Raw genomic sequence first — 23,503 nt, 5'->3', positions numbered from 1 at the left:
GCCATCAAGCCGATCCGTGGACACCTTAGTTCTCGGCGGTTTCAGAAACCGCTTCCTCTTCGCTCGCAAGATCGTCTTCGCTTATCCAGCCTGCCTTGAGGCGGGCGGCAACGACCATCTGTTCCGCGTCTGCGCGGCTTACGCCGAAATCTGCCAGAACGCCGGGGAAGTGCTTGGTTTCACCATCCTTGCGCTCTTTCCAGCCGACCAGATCGTCGATCGCGTAGCCTGCGAAATCTTCGATCGTCTTCACGCCGTCTTCGCCGACCGTCACGAGCATTGCAGTCGTGATGCCCGGAATCTCGCGGAGTTCATCTGCAACGCCCAGTTCGCGGCGCTTCGCATCATGCTCACCTTCGATGCGTTCGATGTATTCCTTGGCGCGAGACTGGATCTCGTTTGCCGTGTCTTCATCGAAACCATCGATCGACGAAATCTCGTCGAGTTCGACATAGGCGACTTCTTCGACGCTCGTGAAGCCTTCGGACGCCAGAACCTGGCCGACCATCTCATCGACGTCCAGCGATTCCATGAACAGCGTCGAACGCTCGACGAATTCCTTCTGGCGACGCTCGGACTCTTCCTGCTCGGTCAGAATGTCGATGTCCCAGCCGGTCAACTGAGAGGCGAGACGGACATTCTGGCCGCGACGGCCGATCGCAAGAGACAATTGGTCATCGGGAACCACAACTTCAATACGCTCGGCGTCTTCATCGAGAACAACCTTGGCCACTTCGGCAGGCTGAAGTGCATTGACGATGAACGACGCGGCCGATGGCGACCACGGAATGATGTCGATCTTTTCGCCCTGCAATTCGCCGACGACAGCCTGAACGCGGCTGCCGCGCATACCGACGCAGGCGCCGACAGGATCGATCGAGGAGTCACGCGAGATAACCGCAATCTTGGCGCGCGAACCCGGATCGCGGGCCACCGACTTGATTTCGATAATGCCGTCGTAGATTTCCGGCACTTCCATGGTGAAGAGCTTCGCCATGAACTGCGGATGCGTACGCGACAGGAAAATCTGCGGGCCGCGCTGTTCGCGGCGCACGTCGTAGACGTAAGCGCGAACACGGTCGCCATATTTGTAGTTTTCGCGGGGGATCAGCTCGTCGCGACGGATAATCGCTTCGCCACGACCCAGATCGACAATGACATTGCCATATTCGACGCGCTTGACCGTGCCGTTGACGATCTCGCCAATGCGATCCTTGTATTCGTCATACTGGCGGTCGCGCTCGGCTTCGCGCACTTTCTGCACGATGACCTGCTTGGCGGACTGCGCAGCGATACGGCCGAAATCCATCGGCGGAAGCTGTTCTGCGATGAAATCGCCGATCTGAGCATCGGGATTGCGTTCGCGAGCCGTGGAAAGCGCGATCTGCGTCGCATAATCATCGACGGCCTCGACCACTTCCATCAGGCGCTGCAGCTTCATCTCGCCCGTCTGGGCGTTGATGTCGGCGCGGATGTTGGTTTCCTGGCCGTAGCGCGAGCGCGCAGCCTTCTGAATGGCATCGGCCATCGCGGCGAGCACGATCGATTTATCGATCGATTTCTCACGCGCTACCGCATCCGCAATCTGCAACAGCTCTAGCCTGTTGGCACTAACTACCATCTTCGTCTCCCTGAACATCGGCTCCGGGCGTCACGCCCGCCGGTTGCTCAATTCTCAGTTTCGGTTTCGTCTTCTGCATCTTCGGGCAGCCCGCGATGCTTTCTTGCTTCCTTGCGCGCCCTGTTGTCTTTGCTCAAGGCGTCTTTAATGAGGTCGTCTGTCAGAATGAGACGGGCTTCCGCAATCGTGTCGTAAGGCACCTTCACCGTAGGCGCTTCGCCATAGGCGAGCTTGTCGCTGTCGATCAGCACACCTTCGTCATCAACGCCAGTGATCTTGCCGCGGAAACGCTTGCGGTCGGCGACCATGATGGAGGTTTCCAACTTGATCAGATGCCCGGCCCAAAGCGCGAAATCCGACTTGCGCACCAATGGGCGATCGATGCCCGGCGACGAGACTTCCAGATGATACGCCTTATCGACCGGATCGTCGACGTCGAGCGCCGGCGAAATCGCCCGGCTGACCTCTTCGCAATCCTCGACGGTCATCGTGCCGTCTTCGCGCTCGGCCATGATCTGAAGTGTCAAACCGTTCTGGCCGAACAAGCGCACACGAACAAGTCGAAAACCGGCACCACGCAGGACGGGCGCAACGATTTGCGCAACACGAGCATCCACTCCGGTTTCCCGGATAATGCGGTCATCCTCAAAGGTGGCTTCTGGTTCTGTCGTCATTCTCTCTCCGGCAGGCCGTATTTAACAAAAAAGAGCGGGACCGGTCGGACCCACCCTTCGCCTTAACGACCAAGAATTTGAGGCTGATATAAAGGAAGATACGCGAAGTTTCAAGTGCCGGAGCGACTTGCCCACCGAAGCCTGCCGCAAACTCGAAAACGAATTTTTTTAGCTATAGTGTCGGATCGAGGATCGGTTGAACGTCTTTCATTCGGGCTACCCACAAGAGGAGAATGAAATGTCTTATGTCGATGGTTATGTGATCGCAGTGCCGAAGGACAGGCTGGACGACTATAAGAAGTTGGCACGATTGGGCGCCGAAGTATGGACCGAGTATGGCGCGGTTTCCTGTGTCGAATGCATAGGCGATGACGTACCCTATGGCGAACTGACATCTTTTCCGCGCGCCGTTCAGGCAACGGACGATGAAGTCGTCATTTTTTCCTGGGTCACCTTCAAATCCCGCGAAGACCGCGATGCGATCAATGCCAAAGTGATGAAGGATCCACGCTTCGGGGAGACCATGAGTGACATGCCTTTCGATGGCAAGCGCATGATCTTCGGCGGCTTCAAACCGTTCGTCGAAAAGTAAGCGTCGGTAAAGCGGCAGGCGCGGCCGTTCGAATAGCCGCGCCGCCAGCCCTGCATCTGGAGCATGGCTTGCATGCAAGATCCCTTCTTTAAACAGAAGGAGAAAATCACTACTTATGTTGCAACGCAGCAAAGAATTTTGCAGCGCACATATAGGAGTGAACCATGTCCAGACGTACGCTTTCCGCGATTGGTGGAATATTCGAGATTTTCGGTAGCGCGATTTCTGCATCCCGCGCCGTTGAAGGCCGCCGCAATCCCAATGCACGCGACCTCAAGAATCTTGGTATCGACCCCGCCCAGTTCCGCGCCATCAACAAATTCTAAGGCCTATTCCGGTCTTAGAAAAATCTACTGAGACAGGACTTAGTCCTCGTCCGTGCCAAGCTGTGCCAGCATCTTGCCTTTTCCGCGTGCTCGCAAGATCAGCGGAACGGCAACGGCGGCAATCGCAAGCGCGATCAGCACCACCGATATCCATGAGTGCACGAGCACTGATGGATCGCCCTGGCTGATTTGCAAAGCCTGACGCAGGCTCTTTTCAGCCATCGGCCCGAGAATAAGCCCGACGACCACGGGCGCTATCGGATAGCCGAAGCGACGCAGCACATATCCCAATATACCGAAAAGCATAAGCAGACCGAGTTCGAAAGACGTCGGGATGGGGCCTAGCATGAAGGTCGAAGCGCTTGCGCCGATGGTGCCGAGCGTCGCAAACACCAGAATGCCGCCATAGAGCCAAGGCCGCGGGATGGTGAGCAACTTCACCCAGATGCCGATCAGCGGCAGATTCAGCACGAGCAGCATCATGTTCGCGACGAGCAAGCTGGCGATAAGACCCCAAACGAGCGGCGCATTCGTGAGAAACAGCAATGGTCCCGGCTGAAGGCCGAATTGCTGGAAGCCTGCAAGCATGATGGCCGCGGTCGCAGTCGTCGGAAGACCAAGCGTCAACAACGGCACGAGCGTACCGGCAGCCGATGCGTTATTCGCGGCCTCCGGCCCGGCAACGCCTTCGATGGCGCCATTTCCGAATTCTTCCGGGTGTTTCGAGAACTGACGTTCCGTCGAATAGGACAGGAAGCTGGAGACATCCGCACCGCCCGCAGGCATTGCGCCGATGGGGAAGCCGATCGCCGTACCGCGTAGCCATGGCATCCATGAGCGCTTCCAGTCTTCGCGACTCATCCAGACCGAACCTTTGACCGCCTCGATCTTCTCATCCATCGCGATTTTGCTGGAGACGACGGCAAGCGTTTCACCGATTGCGAAGAGCGCAACCGCCAGCGTCGTCACCTGAATTCCATCGAAAAGATTGGGCGTTCCGAACGCCAGGCGCGTTTGACCGGTTAGCTGGTCGATGCCGATAAGCCCCAAGCCAAGCCCGATGAAAAGCGATGTGAGACCGCGCAGCGTGGAATCGCCGAACGCTGCCGAAACGGTCATGAAAGCCAGCAGCATCAGCGCGAAATATTCAGCAGGGCCAAAGGAAAGCGCGAATTTGACGACCCATGGCGCAATGAACGCCAGACCGAGCGTCGCAATCAGGCCCGCAACGAATGAGCCGATGGCAGCGGTCGCAAGTGCCGGACCGCCCCTGCCCTTGCGCGCCATCTTGTTTCCCTCAAGCGCGGTGACGATCGAGGCGCTTTCGCCCGGCGTGTTGAGCAGGATCGACGTCGTCGAACCGCCATACATGCCGCCGTAATAGATACCGGCGAACATGATGAGTGAGCCTGCCGGATCGAGCTTGTACGTGACCGGCAAAAGCAGCGCGACGGTCAAGGCCGGACCGATGCCCGGCAAGACGCCGACTGCGGTGCCAAGCGTGACGCCTATCAGCGCATAGACCAGATTTTGCCATTGGAGGGCAATGACGAGGCCTTGCCCGAGAAGTTCAAACGTATTCATGGCCGCTTTTCCGCGCCTTTAAAACAATCGTTCCAGCGGTCCGGCCGGCAAGGACAATTGAAGGCCCTTGGCGAAGATGAACCAGATCACGAATGAAAATACGATACCAACCGGGATGGTGAACCAGAATTTATCGCGACCGAACCCGCGCGCCGTGGCCGCAAACAAAAGGCCAGTGGCGATAGAAAAGCCGACCGATTTTATCAGAAGCATCTGGACCGCAAGGCCGCCGATGATCCACAGCATGGGCGACAAATTCTGCGGTTCGCGCTTCGGGAAATCACCCCGAAACGCTTCGAAAGCAGTCCAGATCGACAGGATGAAAAGACCGCCCGCGACTATGAACGGCACGGTCTTAGGCCCGACGGGAGCATAGGCAGCGGTGCCGCCCGCATTGTAGGTGCTCCATGCCATACCGATGGAGAATGCCGCCATGATGGCGGCAATAACCAACCCCGCACGATCTGTGCGGGATTGGTCAGCAGGCCGATTGTCGGGTGTCATTGGACGAGGCCGATGTCCTTGAGAATGGCAGATGTAGCTTCGGTATCTTTCGCCAACTGAGCCTTGAACTCATCGCCCGCGAGATAGGTGTTCGCCCAGCCCTTGGATTTCAGCGCTTCCTGCCAGCCCGCAGAATTCACCATCTTGTCGATGTCTGCGGTGATCGCGGCCTTCTGCTCATCGCTGATGCCGGGTGCCGCCGAAATCATGCGCCAGTTCTGGATCGAGACATCCGTCCCGCCTTCCTTGAAAGTCGGTGCATCGATGCCTTCGAGGCGCTCGTCGCTCGAAATGCCAATGATGCGCAGCGCGCCAGCCTTGATCTGCGGCTCGAACTCGCTGTAGCCGGAAATGCCGACCGTCACCTGATTGCCGAGGATTGCGGCAAGCGCTTCGCCGCCGCCGGAAAACGCGATGTAGTTGACCTTGGTCGGATCGACCCCGGAAGCCTTGGCGATAAGACCTGCCGTGATGTGGTCCGTGCCGCCAGCCGAGCCGCCGCCCCATGAAACGGAGCCGGGATCGGCCTTCAGCTTGGCGACCAGATCGGCCATCGTCTTGATTTCCGAGCCGGTCGGCACGACGATCGCTTCATATTCGCCGGTGAGGCGCGCAATCGGCGTTACCTGATCGAGCGTGACGGGCGATTTATTGGTGAGAATTGCGCCAACCATCACGTAGCCGCCGACGATAAGCTGCGTCGCGTCGCCGCTCGACTGATTGACGAACTGCGCAAGGCCGATCGTGCCGCCAGCGCCAGGAACATTGATCACCTGAACGCTGTCGGAAATCTTTTCATCCTGAAGAACGCTCTGGATCGTGCGGGCCGTCTGGTCCCAGCCGCCGCCCGGTGCGGCAGGTGCGAGTATCTTATAGTCGGTGGCCGATGCCTGACCTGCCATCAACAAAGCAAGGCCTGCTGCGGCCAACATCAAACGACGCATGAAATACTCCTCCCTCATGCATAGCGGGCATACGCCCTATCCACACAGATAAGCGTTCAAGAAACCAACTTGTCAACGCGTTATTGCAGGCGGTCTTATCGACTACTGCATCGGCCCGAAAACCGGAATCGGTTGAGGAAAGCACGATGCAGCAGAGTCAAAGGTTAGAGCGTCCTTTGTGCGTCCAATAGGACGCACGGCGCTCTAGCTGCGCAGGAAGGTGAGGTAGGCTGGCGTGCGCATTTCCCGCAACGCTTTTGCCTCGTAGCGTGTGCCGGGCCACGCCTCATAAGGCGTGTGCCAATCGCTGGAAACCGCAGCCTGCCACTCGAAATCAGCGTGGGAACGGCAATGCAGCAGCGTCCAGTTCACATAGGTATCGATGTCGGAGGCGAAGCGGAAAATCCCGCCGGGCTTCAGAACCCGCGCAAAGCGATTAAGGTTCTGCTCATTCACGAAGCGCCGTTTCCAGTGCTTCTTCTTCGGCCAGGGATCTGGATAGAACAAATCGATACCTGCCAGCGACGCTTCGGGCAGCCAGTCCAGAAGCCGTGTCGCGTCGTCGTCATAGACCCGAAGATTGGAAAGCGGCTGCTGTTCCACAACGTTCATCAGCTTCGCCATGCCGTTGACGAAGGGCTCGACGCCAATGAAGCCCAATTCAGGCTGGCGGCCTGCCGCATGAAGCAGATGCTCACCGCCGCCAAAACCGATCTCCAGCTTTACCGACGCGACATCAGCCGCGAAAAGAGTGGCCAGATCTGCCGGAGCAGCAACGGAAAGATCCAGATTGTGGCGCGCCAACCCATCGGCCAGCGCATCCGCCTGCCGCGGCCTGATGTATTTGCCTTTGCGGCGGCCATAAAAGGCCTCTGTCGCGCGCGTGCGGCGGCTTTCCGAAGTCATGATGTTACCTGTAGTGGCGAGCAGGCGGCGCGAACCGCCTGCTCTATATCTCAGCCAGCGACGGCGTCCTTGAGGGCTTTGGCAAGATCGGTCTTCTCCCAGGAGAACGAGCCGTCTCTTCCCGGCTTGCGCCCGAAATGGCCATAAGCGGAAGTCTTCGCGTAGACCGGCTTGTTCAAATCCAGATGACGACGGATGCCTGACGGCGAAAGGTCCATGACCTTGCGCAGCGCTTCTTCGAGCTTTGCCTCATCAACAGTGCCTGTACCGTACAGATCGACATATACCGACAGCGGCTGAGCAACACCGATCGCATAGGCAAGCTGGATCGTGCAGCGGTCGGCCAGCTTGGCCGCAACGACATTCTTCGCCAGATAGCGCGCTGCATAAGCGGCGGAGCGATCGACCTTCGTCGTGTCCTTGCCGGAGAATGCACCGCCGCCATGCGGAGCCGCGCCACCGTAAGTATCCACGATGATCTTGCGGCCTGTCAGGCCAGCATCACCATCGGGACCGCCAATCACGAATTTACCGGTCGGATTGATGTACCAGTTGCAATCATCGGCAATTGCGAGATCGCCAAGCGCTTCGCGGATGTAAGGCTCAACGACCTTACGGACTTTCTTGGAATCCCAGCTACCGTCGAGATGCTGCGTCGAAAGCACGATCTGGGTCGCTTCCCAGGGCTTGCCATCCTTGTAGCGGACAGTCACCTGGCTCTTGGCGTCGGGACCAAGCTTGCCCACATCGCCTTCGCCCTTGTGGCGGGCAGCAGCGAGAAGCTCCAGAATCTTGTGGCTGTAATAGATAGGCGCCGGCATGAGGTCCGGCGTTTCGCGGCAGGCATAACCGAACATGATGCCCTGATCGCCAGCACCTTCTTCGCCCTGACGGTCCGATGCATTGTCGACGCCCTGTCCGATATCGGGCGACTGGCCGTGCAGAAGCACGTCGATCTTTGCGGTTTTCCAGTGAAACCCGTCCTGCTCGTAGCCGATCTCGCGAATGGCCTTGCGCGCAACGGATTTGAATTTCGAGGGATTGACCAGCGGATGCCCGGCACCATCGGTCAGGATTTTCCCGGCCTTGTCCTTCTTGAGAAGAGTTTCGGGAACGCGAACTTCACCCGCGATCACAACGCGGTTGGTCGTCGCCAGGGTTTCGCAGGCGACGCGGACCTTCCACGGGTCCATTCCTGCTTTCTTGGCTTCACGGTAAACGAGATCGACGATCTCATCGGAGATCCGGTCGCATACTTTGTCCGGATGGCCTTCTGATACGGATTCTGACGTGAACAGGTAGTTCTGACGCGACACGGGCAATCCCCTCTCGAAAAAACAAGGGGAAGTTCCCTTGCCGCCTTCTGTTAGACAAGGACGGCACAGATCGTCAAGCTGGCGTTTTATCCAGCGTCATGCATCCTTCGATCGGCAGATGGAAATCTAATCCTCGGTCTCGTCGCCAAGCGTTTTGACGAGGTCCAGGATCTTTTTGCGTACTTTCGGGTCCGATATCTTCACGAATGCCCGATTGAGCTGAAGCCCTTCGGTGCTACTCATGAAATCGACGACGTAATTGCCGGAGCCATCCTCCGAAAGACCACGGGCCGGCTGGCCATCCTGGCCCGGCCCATCCTCGAAAAAGAAGGAGACCGGTGCTTCGAGAATCGTAGATATGGCCTGCAATCGGCTTGCGCCGACGCGATTCGTGCCCTTCTCGTATTTCTGGATCTGCTGAAAAGTGATGCCGAGGTGTTCGCCAAGTTTTTCCTGGCTCATACCCATCATGTTTCGCCGAAGCCGAATGCGACTTCCTACATGGATGTCGGTCGGGTTAGGCTTCTTTTTGTTTTCCACGGTAGTTCTCTTGTCGGTTCCAACAGCCTAGCCGGCTGCAGGCTTAAACGCGTATGCTTTCAATCAAGCAAGATTGTGCCAAATCTGAGCCTTTTATGGAAAATACACTCATACCATGATTTGCTAATATGCTGTGTCAATTCGGCCGGAACTTACGCCGAATAAATGTAAACGTCGATACCAAACAAAAAACCAACAGGATAACGACACCGATTATACGCTGCTGGTGATATTCCGTCACATTGGCAGGCCGGATCGGCACCTCGGCGTCTATAACGCCGCGCGCATTTATCGCCAGTGCATCGATGATGCGGCCACGCTCGTCAACAATTCCGGAAATCCCGTTATTTGCGGCTCTTACCAAGGGTTTTCCGGTCTCGACCGCGCGAATTTGCGCCTGGCGGAAGTGCTGGTAAGGCCCCGGCGTATCGCCGAACCAGGCGTCGTTAGTGACATTTAGCAACAGGTCCGAACTGGCTGCATGCTCGGCCACGAGTGCCGGGAAGATGATCTCATAACAGATGAATGGAAGAGCCCCGACGCCCCCCGGAAGCATTAGAGCATGGCGCTCGCTACCAGCCGAAAGGTCCATCGGCCCTGCCACTATCTGGGTAAGACCTATACGCGCCAGCCAATCCGAAAGCGGTAGATACTCCCCGAAAGGGACGAGATGCACCTTGTCGACCGCATCGACGATTTCTCCCTTGTCATCGATTGCAACCACCGAATTGTAGTAGCGCGCGGCTGCATTTGCCCCCCGGCCGCCTTCTTCGCGAATCGTTCCGGTAATCAGCATCTGGCCGTCCTGGAGCAATTCGCCCAGTGCCACGAGCGCATCCGGCCTGTCGGTGAACAGGAAAGGCACCGCCGTTTCGGGCCAGAGAATCAGTTGCGGCTTGGCCGCATCCGCTTCAGCGGGCTGGCTCGACAGCTCCAGCATGGTTCGGAAGATGCGATCACGAACCGCGCCGTCCCATTTTTCATTGAGATCGATCGAGGGCTGGACGATCCGCAAGGCGAGGGTCTTTTCGGCCGGAGCCATTTCGCCCGAAAGCCGCCAATAGCCATATCCGACATGAGCCGCGATGAGCAGCACCGCGAGCGCCATTCCGGTCCGCAAATGCTTACGCGCGGCCAGCAATGCGGGCATCGCGAATACGAAAACGGCAAGCGCATTCATTGCCGTCATGGAGACTACCGACACGCTTTGCATGAGCAGCGGTATCGGCATTGCCGCATAGCCGATCGCATTCCAGGGAAAGCCAGTCAGAACGAAGGTGCGCAGCCACTCGGCAATGCCGAATGCAAATGCGAGCGCGAAGATGCGGCCGATCCCATCCGTCCACAAAAGGCGGGCAAGTGCAGCGGCAAAGCCGTAGAAAAAGGCCATCATCAGCGGCACGCCAAGTATGGCGAATGGCAGCGCCCAGGCAAAATCTTCGGCCTCGACCAGAACCGCTCCGCCAATCCACCAGAGACCCGCCAGAAAATAACCGAAGCCGAACCACCAGCCGATGGAAAAGGCCGGCAATATTTTACGGAATAAGCCCGGGCGATGAGAAGAAGTCGCGCCATCCAAGAGCCAGACAAGCACCGGAAACGAGACGAAACACACGGCGATAAAGTCGTAAGGCGCCTGCGCCAGAACGGCGAACGCACCAGCGAGAAACGCTACCAGTGTCCGCCGCCAACCCCACAGTAGGATTACCCACCCCGCCAGGCGCTCCATATGCTTACCCGTCCCGTTAGAATCACGATGACAGGTCTAGCAGTATGCGATTGCGCCCTCAAATGGGCTGAGGCAATCTGGCGGCTACTCAGCCGGCCCTTGCGGCTGTTGTTCTGCTCTGGCAGCGGCAGTCCGGCGTCTCGCGGCCTTCTGGCTGTGCACGATACGAACGCGTTTTACGCGGCGTGGATCGGCATCCAGTACATGGAATTCGAAATGCGGGATGGCCTGCACGACTTCGCCACGCGCCGGGACACGGCCCAGCGTGTTGAAGATCATGCCACCGATGGTGTCGACATAATCGCCATGCTCACCGGTAACGAATTCGTCGCCGATCATCTTGGCGACATCGTCGATTTCGGCCTTGCCGTCGACCAGATAGACGCCATCGGCGGCCTGCGTAATCAGCGGTTCTTCGTCGTCATGTTCGTCTTCGATGTTGCCGACAACCATTTCAACGATGTCTTCGAGCGACGCCAGACCATCAGTGCCGCCATATTCATCAATGACGAGTGCCATCTGCGTGCGGGCTGCCTGCATGCGCGCCATCAGATCGGAGGCAAGCATGGATGGCGGCACGAACAGAACGGTGCGGATGAGATTGAGTTCGCCGATGGTGCGGGTCAGATCGACATTGGCAAGATCGAGCGCGGAAGGCTGCGGCGTGGTTTTGCTGCGCGCGCCGCGCGTTTTCTTGACCTTGGCCGAGCGCGTTATATGCGCCAGCACGTCGCGGATGTGGACCATGCCGCGCGGATCGTCGAGCGTTTCGGAATAGACGGGCATGCGTGAATGGCCCGATTGCTCGAAAACGGCCAACAGATCGGCAAGCGTCGTGCCGATTTCCACGGCCTCGATATCGGCGCGCGGCACCATGACGTCTTCGACGCGCACTTCGCGCAAACGCAATATGTTGTTGAGCATTGCCCGCTCGCCGGGCGAAAAGGTTTCCGCATCTTCATGCGTAACGGCCAGAGCGTCGGCGATTTCTTCGCGAAGGCTTGAACCGTTTCTGTGCCTGAAAAGGCCTATGAGCCTATCCAGCAGTCGAGGCCTTTCGGCCGAAACATCTACAGTCGCGCTGACTGTGGCGGTACTCGGACTCGGCCCTTCGTCGGCCTTGTCGGAAGCTTGGCGTTCACTGCCCGTATCTATTCGTACGGCAGTTTCCTGTTTTTCGTTCATCATCGTCCGGTCGGTTGCCATTTCCTGTTACGCGTAAGGATCGGGAATGGCAAGTCTTGCCAGCGCACCGCGCTCAAGCCCTTCCATTTCCTCAGCATCCTCTTCAGTCTCATGATCATAGCCCAGAAGATGCAAAAGGCCATGGACCACGAGATGGGTGATATGATGCTCGAGCGGCTTATTTTCCAGTGCCGCCTCGGCGGCGACCGTCTCCGAAGCCAAAACGATGTCGCCCAACATGGGCGGTAGCGCGTCTCCGGGTGCTATCGGAAAGGCAGGAAACGACAGGACATTGGTCGGTTTGTCCTTGCCCCGCCAGCCCGCATTCAATTCCTTGATATGCGCATCATCGGTAAAAACGAGGCTGAGTTCGGGCTTTTCGCCTGAATCCGCCTCCAATTCCTCGAAAGTGGCCGAGACCGCGCGGGAAACGAGCGCTTCCAGCGTGCTTTCTTCCGGCCATGCGCCTGCTTCAACCAGAATATCGGCATCGACGGGAGATATGCTCTCCCGTCCGGTTTCAATTGCGTTCATGGTCGGCAGATCACATTTCCGAGACGCCGAGGCCGCGCGCCTTTTGCGACTCGCGGTCGTAGGCCCGTACGATTTCGGCCACCAACGGGTGACGCACGACATCGCCATCGCCAAAGCGCACCGTCACCAGCCCCGGAACGTCGTCCAGAACGCGCAATGCCTCGACAAGACCGGATTTCGTGTTCGGCGGAAGGTCGATCTGCGTCGGATCGCCCGTCACGATCATCCGCGAATTCTCGCCAAGACGCGTCAGGAACATCTTCATCTGCATCGGCGTGGTGTTCTGCGCCTCGTCCAGAATGACGGCAGCATGCGCCAGCGTACGTCCGCGCATGAAGGCCAGCGGCGCGATTTCGATGACTTCGGCGGCAATCGCGCGCTCGACCTTGTCGGCGGGCATCATGTCGTAAAGCGCATCGTAAAGCGGGCGCAGATAGGGATCGACCTTTTCCTTCATGTCGCCGGGCAGAAAGCCCAAACGCTCGCCCGCCTCAACGGCGGGACGGGAAAGCACGATGCGTTCGACCATGCCGCGCTCCAGAAGCATCGCCGCATGCGCGACCGCCAGATAGGTCTTGCCGGTACCGGCAGGCCCTATGCCGAACACAAGCTCGGAACGCTCCAGCGCGCGCATATAGGCGTCCTGGTTGGACGAGCGCGCATAGATCGTCTTCTTGCGCGTTGCGATCTGTGCGGCAGCCATGCGTCCCTTGCGTTCCAGCGTCGGTAAAGTCAGTTGATCGTCGGCGGCAATCGACATGCGCACCGCGCCATCGACATCCGAAGCGGCGATATCAACGCCTTTTTGCAGAATGCCATAGAGATTATCCAGGGCGCGCCTCGCTTGCTCGGCGGCGGTCGCACTGCCCTTGATGGTAAGCTGATTGCCGCGCGAGCGTATCTCTACGCCGAGTTTCTGCTCCACTCTGGCCAGATTCTCATCGAACTGCCCGTAAAGCGCGCTGGCCAGCTTGTTGTTGTCGAAAGTCAGGACGATATGTGCCATGTCAGAGGCACCGGAAGGTGCATTCTTCAGTTCTGTCGCGGCGGTCAAACGTCTCTCCTTGTTGTGAGCGCTAAAGTAAGTTTCGATTCAGATCAGAACGTACCGAAAATGATGGTCCGCGAGAACCGGCGCGCAGCGTACATATAGGTACGTGAGCACCGGAAGCGCAGAGGACCGTCATTTGCAGGTCGTTCTCATCTGAATCCAAACTTACTTAAACCGGCTCGGCGAACAGGCTGTTCCTGCCCACGCTGATGATTCGCACATTTATAATGTCACCGATTTCGCCGGCCTTTTCATCAACAATAACGGGCTGGAGCCAAGGAGATCGTCCAATACGCTGTCCGACCTCTTTTCCGGGCTTCTCGATCAGCGCGTCTATCGTCTTTCCCAGCATGGAAGCGGTGAATTCCGTCTGCTGTTCGCCAAGCAAAGCCTGCAGGCGCTGAAGACGTTCATCCTTCACGTTTTCAGGCAGATGGCCCTTCATGTCCGCACCCGGCGTGCCGGGACGCGGTGAATATTTGAACGAGAACGCCTGCGCATAATTGACCGATTTGATCAGCGACATGGTCGCGTCGAAATCCGCATCCGTCTCGCCGGGGAAGCCGACGATAAAGTCGCCCGACAGCGCGATGTCGGGGCGAACGTTACGAATCTTGTCGATCAGCCGCAGATAATCTTGCGCCGTGTGCTTGCGGTTCATCGCCTTCAGGATGCGGTCCGACCCGGACTGCACCGGCAGATGCAGGTACGGCATCAAAGCGCCCAAATCCCGGTGCGCCGCAATCAGTTCGTCATCCATGTCGCGCGGGTGGCTGGTCGTGTAGCGCAGACGGCTGAGGCCCGGAATTTCGGCCAGCCGGTAAAGCAGCCGTCCCAGACCCCATTCGGTCCCGTCCGGACCTTCGCCATGCCAGGCGTTCACATTCTGGCCAAGCAGCGTCACTTCGCGGACGCCGCCAGAGGCCAGCCTTTCGGCCTCCGCCACGATCTGAGACACCGGGCGTGAGACTTCCGAGCCACGCGTATAGGGCACGACGCAGAAGGTGCAGAATTTATCGCAGCCTTCCTGAACAGTCAGGAACGCAGTCACGCCGCGTCTTGCAACTTCGGCTTTTTTTGGCTGCGGCAGATGCTCGAACTTGTCTTCAAGCGCATATTCAGTATCGACGACCTTTTCGCCATTGCGCGCCCGCTTCACCACATCCGGCAGGCGGTGGTAGGTCTGCGGACCGATGACCAGATCGACGGCGCTTTCACGGCGCAGGATTTCGCGGCCTTCGGCTTGTGCCACGCAGCCGGTCACGCCGATGACCATGCGCTTGCCATCAAGCGCGCGTTCAGCCTTCAGCACGCGAATGCGGCCAAGCTCGGAATAGACTTTTTCGGCTGCCTTTTCGCGAATATGGCAGGTGTTCAGCAAGACGAGATCGGCGTCGTCCATGATTTCGGTCGCGACGTAACCATCCGCGGCCAGCGCATCGGACATGCGCTGCGAATCGTAGACGTTCATCTGGCAGCCATAGGTCTTGAGGAAGACCTTCTTGATCTGGCCGCCCGGAACATCCGGCTGCGTTTCTGATTTTGAAATTTCGTGTAGGCTCATAAACGGGCTTCTAACCCTTTTTGGTGGCAAAAAACAGACGATTCCGTTGCTGCCGCTTTTAGCTATGCGGAAGCGGATTTCGCAGCGCCTTCTGCATCATCTCGCGCACCTGACCTTCCATGGCCTGAGATGCCTCCTTGCGACGGCTTTCCGCCGAAAACGCGATCGGCTCGCCGAAGTGCAATTCGACATCTATCGCGCCTTCGGCAAGCAGGATTTTGATATGCGGCCAGAGATCCATGTCGCCGATCCACGAGGCGATGCCGCGCTGCCTGCGCCCCATCGCCATGCCGTGCAGCCGCGTATAGGCGATCGCCAGCGGCTGGATGTAAACCGTTTCGGCCACGCCTTCGTCCAGAGCGAGCTTGGCCGCGCCGAACAGCGTGCTTTTGAAAGGCATGAGCTGGTTTCCGTCGCCGGTGCTGCCTTCCGCGAACAGAACCATTGCCGACCCGCTCGACAGGCGCTCGGCGATCTCGCTTGCCTGCTGGCCGGATTCGCGCTTGCGTTCGCGCGCCACGAAAACCGTGCGCTGCAGTTTTGACAGCCAGCCCACAACCGGCCAACCGGCGAGTTCGGCTTTGGCGATGAAACTGACATCAGCCACCGCGCCGATGGCCATGATGTCCGTCCACGAAACATGGTTCGCGGCGACGAGAAGCGGCCGTTTTTGCGACAGCGTGCCAACCGCGCGAACCCGGATGCCGAGCGCTTTCAGGATCAGCCGGTGCCAAAGACGCAGGATTATCGTCTCGCGATAGAGCCCGGTTTTCATGGAAACCATCTGCAACGGCACCAGAACGACGGAACCCGCGGCGATCATCAACAGCCCCAGGGCGATACGCAATTTTCGCATTGCTATCGCAATTCGCGGCGCATGATGAGCGCGCCCGTCCGGCCTCTGCCGGGGTGTTCGTAATAGCCCGGCCTCTTGCCGACTTCGTGAAAGCCGAGCTTGCGGTAAAGCGCGATTGCAGAGGCGTTGATTTCATCCACTTCGAGAAAAAGCGTTTCGGCGCGATGACGGTGCAGGTCACGCAGGACAGCATCCATCAATTGACGTCCGAGCCCCTGCCTGCGATGCGCGCGGGACACTGCGACCGTCAGGATTTCGGCCTCGCCCGCTGCCAGACGCGCAAGCACAAAGCCAACGGTGGCGGAAGGTTTGCGGCCGGTTTCGCGCACGACATGGCCGAAAACTGTGTTTTGACGAATGAGCGACAGAAACTCTTCCTCGCTCCACGGCCTGCTGAAATCTTCCCGGTGAAGCTCCGAAATCGCAGCACTGTGCCTGATCGTCAGCGGTTCAAGCGCATATTCCCGGCGGTTGCCAAAAAACGGGAGCCGCATCAGCCCTGCTCCCTCGGCAAAACGAAGCCAGCCTGCGGCTTCGCATCCGGCTCGCGCAGATAAAGCGGCGCAGGCTTTTCGGACGACCCGCCCTTTGCCGCGGCAAGCCGGGCATAGATTGCGATATCGACGGTGGCGGCAAGAGTGCCGATTTCGAATCCGCCGCCCGCGCTTTCAGCGATTTTTTCCGCTGCCGTACCGGCAAGAACCGGACGATGATGGCGCGCCAATTCAACCGCACGTTCCATCCCGATAATGGCGGGCGCTTCCAAAATCGCCCCGGTCGAATCGTAAAGTGCTGCCTGAAGATCGTCTTTCGCTGAAGAAAGTGCTGCAAAAACCGCGCGATTCGGATGCTCGATGCGGCTTGCGGCGGCAAGCGCTTCCAGCGTGTTCACGCCGATTGCCGGAATTTTCAGCGCAAGCGCATAACCGCGCGCGGCTGACACGCCGACCCTGACGCCGGTGAACGAACCGGGGCCTATCGAGACGGCAATCGCATCCAGATCAGCAAATGCCGCGCGGCTTTGCGCAATCGCCTCATCAACGACTTTCATCAGATGCTCGGCGTGGCCCTTGCCCAGATCGAGCACGGAGCGACCGAGTTCCCGGTCTTCCGTTGCATCGTAGATGCAGGCTGCGCAAAGGCTTGCGGCGCAATCTATGGCGAGGATTTTCATGAGACGGAAGCCTGAGACTTTACGTCAAAAGTAGCGCCTAAATTGGCACCCCCCTCTGCCCTGCCGGGCATCTCCCCCTCAAGGGGGGAGATCAATCTCTTCATCGCTTCATCATAACGAGCGCGGGTCGTTGTGCCGTCCAATCTCCCCCCTTGAGGGGGAGATGCCCGGCAGGGCAGAGGGGGGTGATTGAAAGCTGCTTCCATCAAAGATTATGCCCGATCCCGAGCCTTCAGCTCGAGACGACGTGCATGCAGCACCGGCTCGGTGTAGCCATTCGGCTGTGCACGGCCTTTGAACACCAGATCGCAGGCCGCCTGGAACGCAATGGAAGTTTCGAAATTCGGCGCCATCTTGCGGTAAAGCGGATCGCCCGCATTCTGCTGGTCGACGATACCCGCCATGCGCTTCATCGTTTCCATCACCTGCGTCTCGGTGCACACGCCGTGATGCAGCCAATTGGCGATGTGCTGCGAGGAAATACGCAGCGTGGCGCGGTCTTCCATCAGGCCGACATTGTTGATGTCCGGCACTTTCGAGCAGCCGACGCCCTGATCGATCCAGCGCACGACATAGCCCAGAATGCCCTGCGCATTGTTGTCGAGTTCGTGCTGGATGTCTTCCGGCGACCAGTTCGGGCGAACCGCGACGGGGATCGACAAAATGTCGTTCAGCTTTGCCTTTTCGCGGTTGCGCAAGCCCGCCTGCACATCCTGAACATTGACCTTGTGATAGTGGGTCGCGTGCAGGGTCGCGGCGGTCGGAGACGGCACCCATGCCGTATTCGCACCAGCTTTCGGATGGCCGATCTTCTGCTCCAGCATCGCGGCCATCAGATCAGGCATTGCCCACATGCCCTTGCCGATCTGCGCGCGGCCCGAAAGCCCGCATTCCAATCCGACATCGACATTCCATGCCTCATAGGCCGCAATCCAGGTCGACTGCTTCATGTCGCCCTTGCGGATCATCGGGCCTGCTTCCATCGAGGTGTGGATTTCGTCACCGGTGCGGTCGAGGAAGCCGGTGTTGATGAACACGACGCGCTCTTTGGCGGCGCGGATGCACTCCTTGAGGTTGACCGTCGTGCGGCGCTCCTCGTCCATGATGCCCATCTTGATCGTGTTGCGCTTCATGCCAAGCAAATCTTCGACGCGGTCGAAAATCTCGACGGCGAAGGCGACTTCCTCCGGCCCGTGCATCTTCGGCTTGACCACATACATCGAACCGGCGCGGCTGTTTGCGCGGCGGCCATTGGGGCCGACATCGTGCAGCGCGATAAGAGCCGTGATCGCCGCATCCATGATGCCTTCCGGCACCTCATTGCCGTCGCGGTCGAGGATCGCCGGATTGGTCATCAGGTGACCGACATTGCGGATCAGCATCAGCGAGCGGCAGACGAGCGAAAAGGTCGAGCCGTCCGGCGCATTGTAATCGAGATCGGGATTGAGCTTGCGGGTGAAGGTCTTGCCGCCCTTCGTCACCTCTTCCTGAAGGTCGCCCCTCATCAGGCCCAGCCAGTTGCGATAGACCGCAACCTTGTCTTCGGCGTCGACCGCCGCGACCGAATCCTCGCAATCCTGAATCGTCGTAAGTGCGGCTTCCAGCCAGACATCGGAAATGTGTGCCGGATCGTTCTTGCCGATCTCAGACGTCGCATCGATCAGCACTTCGATATGGATGCCGTTGTTCACGAACAATATCTGCTCAGGCGCTGCCGGGTCGGTCAGGTAGCCTGCGAATTGCTCAGGCTTTGCCAGCCCAGTCTCCTTGCCATCCGCAAGCTTCACGGAAAGCGCACCATTGGCTACGGAAAACGTTTTTGCGTCGTTCCATTTCGCATCTTTCAGCGGCACGGTATCGTTCAGAAAATCGCGAACCCAGGCGATAACCTTCTCGCCACGCTTCGGATTGTAGCCAGCGCCTTTGTCGGCGCCGTCAGTCTCTGGAATCGCATCGGTGCCGTAAAGCGCGTCATAGAGCGAGCCCCAGCGCGCATTGGCGGCATTGAGCGCATAGCGTGCATTCATCACCGGCACGACGAGCTGCGGACCGGCCGTCTTTGCGATTTCGGGATCGACATTATCGGTCTCGACCTGAAAAGCGGGGCCTTCCGGCACAAGATAATTGATCTCTTTCAGGAACGCTTTGTAAGCTTCGAGATCGTTCGGCGCGCCGTTTTCGCGGTGCCAATGGTCGATCTTTTCCTGAATTTCATCGCGTTTTTTAAGCAAAGCGCGGTTTTTCGGCGTGAGATCGTGGACGATTTCGGAAAAACCGGCCCAGAATTTCGCAACATCAACGCCGGTTCCGTTGGCGGCCTCCGAAACGAAGTCATGCAGCTCGCGAGCAACCTGCAATCCAGCGATTTCGATAAGGTCTGCCATTCGTAGTCTCCAATTCAAAAACTCTTGCCTTGCCGAGGGCTTTGCCATGCCGGGCCATGATGGTCAATTGATCGAAGGTCGCGCTGCTAAGCGGCAATGCGCGGGCGACCCGCTGCGGTGGCAACGATCCGCGCATCGATGAACATGCGCTGGCCTTCGACTGTCGATGTGTTGAGATGCCGGACGAGTTCGACTTCCGCAGTGTCGGCACCGGCCATCTCGGCGCGCTCGGCCACGCGTTGACGCACATCTGCCTCCGCGGCGTTCAGCGCTTCATCCTCGCTGGTGAAATCACGCAAATTTTCAGCGGTCGCCAGCCGGAACAAACCTTCCTTCGGCTGACTGACGGTCGCTTCCGCCGAGACGCGGACCTGCCCGACGACTGCTCCCAAAGCATTCGCGACATCCGTATCGACCGGCACGATGCACTCATTGCCGATCAGGGCGCCAAGCCCGGCATAATGCAGCGGGGCGGATGCGCCAAGCCCGATCACCGGGCGGTCGAGCGACACGCTGAGGCGCGCAATTCCGGGGCGACCGTCAACGGCGCGCTGTACGAGTTGATGCGCGACGGTCGATGCGCCATCGAGCCCGTCTTCGGCAAATGCCGTCTCGAAGATCACTTCCGCCGAATTGCGCGTTAACGCCAGAAGAACGCGCTCGCTGAGCGCTTCCGGCGTGGCGGCAATAGGCTGGCCGCGCCCATCGCGGCGGCGCGCGAACAGTTCGGCACCGAGCCTTGCAGCTTGCTCATCCCAGTTGGATTGCTTGCCCAGCACATGGGCGGCATCGGACGGCGTGAAGCCTGAAATATGGACAAGGCCCCGCGCCACCAACCGCTGCAGCGTCGCGTTCTGCGCCATGGACGTCAAAAGCCGGTCGAGCGGCTGAGGGCTGCTGGTGATCGCCTCGTAAAGCCGCGCCTCCGGCGCTGTAAGTCCAGCCGCAAGACGTTCAGGAACGCCGGTGCGCACGGCGAAGCGCCCATCCATGCGGCCTGGATTGGAATTGCGCAGTTGCCGTTCAAGCTCCTCATGAACCAGTTTTCCATGCGCCAGACCAGAAAGCGCCAGCGGTACAAGGCGGCGCGGCCCAAGCAGAAGTTTCGGCTGAAGCCCGCCATCCTCAAGCGTCACTTCCGAGTCGCCGCCTAGGCCGAAGGTCCGCATCGCGACCGCCTCGACCATGGTGCGAAATCCGCCAACCGTCGCGCCTTCCGGATCGAGCCGCGGCCGGCCTTTGTCGAGAACTGCAACATCCGTCGTCGTGCCGCCAATATCCGAGATGACAGCGTTGTCCAGGCCCGTCATGTGCCGCGCACCGACTAGGCTGGCGGCAGGCCCGGACAGGATAGTCTCGATTGGGCGCTGCCGCGCGAAGGCAGCGGAAACCAGCGCGCCATCGCCGCGCACGACCATCAATGGTGCTTGAATGCCGCGTTTCTCGAGAAACCCTTCGGTGGCCGCGACCAGCCGGTCTATCATGGAAATCAGCCTTGCATTGAGCAGCGTCGTCAGCGCGCGGCGCGGGCCGCCGAGCTTCGCGGAAAGTTCGTGGCTTGCCGTGACCGGCAGGCCGGTGCGCTCTCGGATCAGGTCGCGCACGGTGATTTCATGGGCAGGATTGCGGGTCGCGAAATAGGCGCAAACGGCAAAGCCGGAAACCGAGCCGCCCAGTTCCGGCAGGGCTTGTTCGAGCTTTTCCAGTTCAAGCGGCTTGGCGTTGCCGTGAACGTCATGGCCGCCACCGCAAAATACAACGGGATCACTGCCGAGCGCCGTTCCAAGACCATCGCGTGCAAGATCGGCCTCGCTGAAGCCGATCATGATGAGCGCGACGCGCCCGCCCTGCCCTTCCACCAACGCGTTGGTGGCAAGCGTCGTCGACATGGAAACCAGCTTGATCGCCTTGGGATCTATGCGCGCCTGCTCGATGACGGCATCGACGGCACCGGAAATGCCGATCGCCAGATCATGCCGCGTGGTCAGCGATTTGGCTTTTGCAACGACGCCCGTCGCTTCCGACCACAGCACCGCATCCGTGTAGGTGCCGCCGGTATCGATACCCAGAAAAAGCGGCTGCGCCTTGCTTGTCGCGTTCATGCTGGAATCCGGTTGCGCTGCTTTCCTGCCAGTATCGCAAAGACACGGCAAATGAAATCAGGCCAGCATGCCGTTTTTACTTGGCAGGCTTGTAAGGGTCGGCCAGCGCGGCATCTGGGCGGCTGACCGGGACGGATGTGTGCGACGTTTTCTTGGAGAAGGTCTTCGCGCCATTTTTCTGAAGCACCGAACGGAAGCTCTTATGCATGCCGCCATCCGAGTAAGCATAGGTCATCAAGGCAGTTCCGCTGGCGACCGCCGCTTCCATGGCGCGGGAATCCTTTTCCCAGCGCGCGGCGACTTCGGGGTTCGCCTGGCTTATTGCGGGCGGGCATGCGGCCAGCGGGTCAGTCGGCTCACCGCCCTCGAATTCGGTGTCGAACACATAGCGCCCGCCACAGGCCGAAACTTTCGGCTGACGGCGCGTGACTTCGAAACTGTCATAGCCGCGCTTCAAATCGCTCCAGAAGGTGAAACTAGGATCGTTGCGATTGCGCGCCATGTTGGCAGCCGTCATGCGGAACGGGAATGCCTGGACCTGAAATGCGGTCTGGCCGCCTTTCAGCGCATCGCGCGCAACCGCGTAAATTTCGGCCACGCCTTCGTCGGTCATCGCGTAACAGCCGGAAGACGAGCATGCGCCATGCACCATCAAGGCTTCGCCGGTATAGCCGAGCGCCGACTCAAGCCGGTTCGGGAAGCCGAGGTTGAACGACAGGTAATATTGCGAATTCGGGTTCAGCATGTTCGCGCTGACGTGATAAAAACCCTCCGGTGCCTGACGGTCACCCGCCTGCATCTTGGGGCCGAGTTTCCCCGACCAGCGGCACATCGGATAGGTCTTCAGCAGAGCGTAGCGGCCCGATGCGTTGCGCTTCCAGATTTCCAGTTCGCTTTCCTGCTTGAAGATGCGCACGAGAACCGGGCTGGAAGGCGTCATGCCCTTGGCGCGCATGTCGGCGACGAGCTTTGCCGGAATTGGCTGGATCGGCTTCTGCGAGACGTCGAGAACCGACGAGACGCACCCCGACAGGGATACCGCCGCAGCCGCCACAACCAAAAGTCCAAAGATCTTACGCATCAACAAATACCAGCCGTCCCATTCTGAACTGACAATCGGCGCGAGGATCGCAAATAAATCGAGGAAATCGACACCGCGCCTACTTTATCATTGCGGCCATTGTTGGTCAGCATCGTTAATGAAAGCTTGACGAAGCACGCGGCGAAAGAGCCGCACGGCAGAAATCGCCCTCACAATATTGTGCTTATCCGGTGATCTGCCTGTCCTGTTCGACAGTCAGCGGTGTCACCCCATCGGGCAATGGCTGCGGCTGCTCGACAACAGGCGCGCGCGGCACCGGCATGCGCGATGTCGTGCATGCCGCGAGAGGGATTAGGGCCAGAACAAGCAGTATCGGAGCGTTTTTAAACATCAACTAAACGCCCGAAAAAGCTTAAAACATGTGGTTGCTTGCAGCAAAATGACTGAGGCAAGCTACCTTATGCAGCCTTGGTCAAAACATTGGATGGGAGATGCGAGCGAGCATCCATGATTTCCATACCTACGATATGGCCCTGATTATCGTAATCCAAAACTATCCCCGCAGAGACTTCTTCGCTCTCCAGAATCGCTTCTGATGAAAAGCGGATGTAAGCCGCATTGGCTTCCGGGTCATATTCAACTTTTAACGTCATGTTGGCTTTCTCGCACGACGATCGAAAAACGCAGAAAGTATACGTATCTCGTTGGAATTTTCCACCAAAACCACACGAAGAACACGGTTGCCTCGCTCAGGCACTACTCCGAACCTGCGCTGAACTTCCGCATTGAAGGGTCAGCCTCAGACCAATCGGGTGCCCATACTGATCTCTCAATCCAGGCCTTTTCAAGGTTACGTTCTCGAATGGCTACTTCCG

At 58.8% G+C, this 23,503-nt stretch carries 23 protein-coding genes; 2 read left to right on the top strand and 21 right to left on the bottom strand.

Going from position 1 to position 23,503, the window contains the following annotated elements:
• Positions 1–25: 25 nt before the first annotated feature.
• Together nusA and rimP are read right to left on the bottom strand one after the other, a co-directional pair.
• Entirely contained in the window at positions 26–1,621 is a 1,596-nt protein-coding gene (gene nusA / locus ABFT80_RS19395) for a transcription termination factor NusA (RefSeq protein WP_347973577.1), read from the bottom strand.
• A gap of 47 nt (positions 1,622–1,668) precedes the next feature.
• A complete protein-coding gene (gene rimP / locus ABFT80_RS19390; protein WP_347973576.1) occupies positions 1,669–2,295 on the bottom strand; it encodes a ribosome maturation factor RimP in 627 nt (208 codons plus the stop codon).
• Between the two features lie 238 nt (positions 2,296–2,533).
• Here rimP and ABFT80_RS19385 point away from each other — a divergent pair, with 238 nt between their 5' ends.
• Together ABFT80_RS19385 and ABFT80_RS19380 are read left to right on the top strand one after the other, a co-directional pair.
• On the top strand, positions 2,534–2,887 hold the full coding sequence (locus ABFT80_RS19385) for a DUF1428 domain-containing protein (RefSeq protein WP_347973575.1): 354 nt from the start codon (positions 2,534–2,536) through the stop codon (positions 2,885–2,887).
• 164 nt (positions 2,888–3,051) lie between these two features.
• On the top strand, positions 3,052–3,213 hold the full coding sequence (locus tag ABFT80_RS19380) for a hypothetical protein (RefSeq protein WP_347973574.1): 162 nt from the start codon (positions 3,052–3,054) through the stop codon (positions 3,211–3,213).
• 39 nt (positions 3,214–3,252) lie between these two features.
• Here ABFT80_RS19380 and ABFT80_RS19375 read toward each other — a convergent pair whose 3' ends face one another.
• From ABFT80_RS19375 to ABFT80_RS19285, 19 genes are all read right to left on the bottom strand, one after another.
• Entirely contained in the window at positions 3,253–4,797 is a 1,545-nt protein-coding gene (locus ABFT80_RS19375) for a tripartite tricarboxylate transporter permease (RefSeq protein ID WP_347973573.1), read from the bottom strand.
• Between the two features lie 18 nt (positions 4,798–4,815).
• Positions 4,816–5,301 carry a tripartite tricarboxylate transporter TctB family protein gene (locus ABFT80_RS19370; RefSeq protein WP_347973572.1) on the bottom strand — a complete coding sequence of 162 codons (486 nt, stop codon included), beginning with the start codon at positions 5,299–5,301 and terminating at the stop codon, positions 4,816–4,818.
• Entirely contained in the window at positions 5,298–6,245 is a 948-nt protein-coding gene (locus ABFT80_RS19365) for a Bug family tripartite tricarboxylate transporter substrate binding protein (protein ID WP_347973571.1), read from the bottom strand. The genes ABFT80_RS19370 and ABFT80_RS19365 overlap by 4 nt, the downstream gene beginning before the upstream one ends.
• A 204-nt stretch (positions 6,246–6,449) precedes the next feature.
• Positions 6,450–7,151 (bottom strand): tRNA (guanosine(46)-N7)-methyltransferase TrmB, encoded by a 702-nt coding sequence (gene trmB, locus ABFT80_RS19360; protein ID WP_347973570.1) that lies wholly within the window; start codon positions 7,149–7,151, stop codon positions 6,450–6,452.
• 50 nt (positions 7,152–7,201) lie between these two features.
• Positions 7,202–8,467, bottom strand: a complete 1,266-nt coding sequence (gene metK, locus ABFT80_RS19355; RefSeq protein WP_347973569.1) for a methionine adenosyltransferase — start codon at positions 8,465–8,467, stop codon at positions 7,202–7,204.
• A gap of 126 nt (positions 8,468–8,593) precedes the next feature.
• On the bottom strand, positions 8,594–9,007 hold the full coding sequence (locus ABFT80_RS19350) for a helix-turn-helix domain-containing protein (RefSeq protein WP_347973568.1): 414 nt from the start codon (positions 9,005–9,007) through the stop codon (positions 8,594–8,596).
• A 136-nt stretch (positions 9,008–9,143) separates the two neighbouring features.
• A complete protein-coding gene (gene lnt, locus ABFT80_RS19345) occupies positions 9,144–10,736 on the bottom strand; it encodes an apolipoprotein N-acyltransferase (protein ID WP_347973567.1) in 1,593 nt (530 codons plus the stop codon).
• Positions 10,737–10,820: 84 nt separating this feature from the next.
• Entirely contained in the window at positions 10,821–11,921 is a 1,101-nt protein-coding gene (locus ABFT80_RS19340; RefSeq protein WP_347973626.1) for a hemolysin family protein, read from the bottom strand.
• Positions 11,922–11,948: 27 nt separating this feature from the next.
• Positions 11,949–12,455, bottom strand: coding sequence for an rRNA maturation RNase YbeY (ybeY, locus tag ABFT80_RS19335; protein WP_347973566.1), 507 nt, complete (start codon positions 12,453–12,455; stop codon positions 11,949–11,951).
• Positions 12,456–12,465: 10 nt separating this feature from the next.
• The gene (locus ABFT80_RS19330) at positions 12,466–13,461 is read right to left on the bottom strand and encodes a PhoH family protein (RefSeq protein WP_347973625.1); all 996 of its coding nucleotides are present in this window, start codon (positions 13,459–13,461) and stop codon (positions 12,466–12,468) included.
• 214 nt (positions 13,462–13,675) lie between these two features.
• Positions 13,676–15,070 (bottom strand): tRNA (N6-isopentenyl adenosine(37)-C2)-methylthiotransferase MiaB, encoded by a 1,395-nt coding sequence (miaB, locus tag ABFT80_RS19325; protein ID WP_347973565.1) that lies wholly within the window; start codon positions 15,068–15,070, stop codon positions 13,676–13,678.
• A gap of 58 nt (positions 15,071–15,128) precedes the next feature.
• A complete protein-coding gene (locus ABFT80_RS19320) occupies positions 15,129–15,893 on the bottom strand; it encodes a lysophospholipid acyltransferase family protein (protein WP_347973564.1) in 765 nt (254 codons plus the stop codon).
• A 35-nt stretch (positions 15,894–15,928) separates the two neighbouring features.
• On the bottom strand, positions 15,929–16,420 hold the full coding sequence (gene rimI, locus ABFT80_RS19315) for a ribosomal protein S18-alanine N-acetyltransferase (RefSeq protein WP_347973563.1): 492 nt from the start codon (positions 16,418–16,420) through the stop codon (positions 15,929–15,931).
• Positions 16,420–17,100 carry a tRNA (adenosine(37)-N6)-threonylcarbamoyltransferase complex dimerization subunit type 1 TsaB gene (tsaB, locus tag ABFT80_RS19310; RefSeq protein ID WP_347973562.1) on the bottom strand — a complete coding sequence of 227 codons (681 nt, stop codon included), beginning with the start codon at positions 17,098–17,100 and terminating at the stop codon, positions 16,420–16,422. The genes rimI and tsaB overlap by 1 nt, the downstream gene beginning before the upstream one ends.
• A 212-nt stretch (positions 17,101–17,312) precedes the next feature.
• Positions 17,313–19,484, bottom strand: coding sequence for a malate synthase G (locus ABFT80_RS19305; RefSeq protein WP_347973561.1), 2,172 nt, complete (start codon positions 19,482–19,484; stop codon positions 17,313–17,315).
• 86 nt (positions 19,485–19,570) lie between these two features.
• Positions 19,571–21,586 (bottom strand): hydantoinase/oxoprolinase family protein, encoded by a 2,016-nt coding sequence (locus tag ABFT80_RS19300; protein WP_347973560.1) that lies wholly within the window; start codon positions 21,584–21,586, stop codon positions 19,571–19,573.
• A 76-nt stretch (positions 21,587–21,662) separates the two neighbouring features.
• Positions 21,663–22,667 carry a murein L,D-transpeptidase family protein gene (locus ABFT80_RS19295; protein ID WP_347973559.1) on the bottom strand — a complete coding sequence of 335 codons (1,005 nt, stop codon included), beginning with the start codon at positions 22,665–22,667 and terminating at the stop codon, positions 21,663–21,665.
• Positions 22,668–22,851: 184 nt separating this feature from the next.
• Positions 22,852–23,019, bottom strand: a complete 168-nt coding sequence (locus ABFT80_RS19290; RefSeq protein ID WP_347973558.1) for a hypothetical protein — start codon at positions 23,017–23,019, stop codon at positions 22,852–22,854.
• A 67-nt stretch (positions 23,020–23,086) separates the two neighbouring features.
• On the bottom strand, positions 23,087–23,281 hold the full coding sequence (locus tag ABFT80_RS19285; RefSeq protein WP_347973557.1) for a DUF2283 domain-containing protein: 195 nt from the start codon (positions 23,279–23,281) through the stop codon (positions 23,087–23,089).
• Positions 23,282–23,503: the final 222 nt, after the last annotated feature.

Source organism: Foliimonas ilicis (genome assembly GCF_039939195.1).
Classification (GTDB): Bacteria; Pseudomonadota; Alphaproteobacteria; order Rhizobiales; family Rhizobiaceae; genus Foliimonas; species Foliimonas ilicis.
Note: the sequence above shows the minus strand (reverse complement) of the source record. Positions and strands in the feature narration are given on the sequence as shown.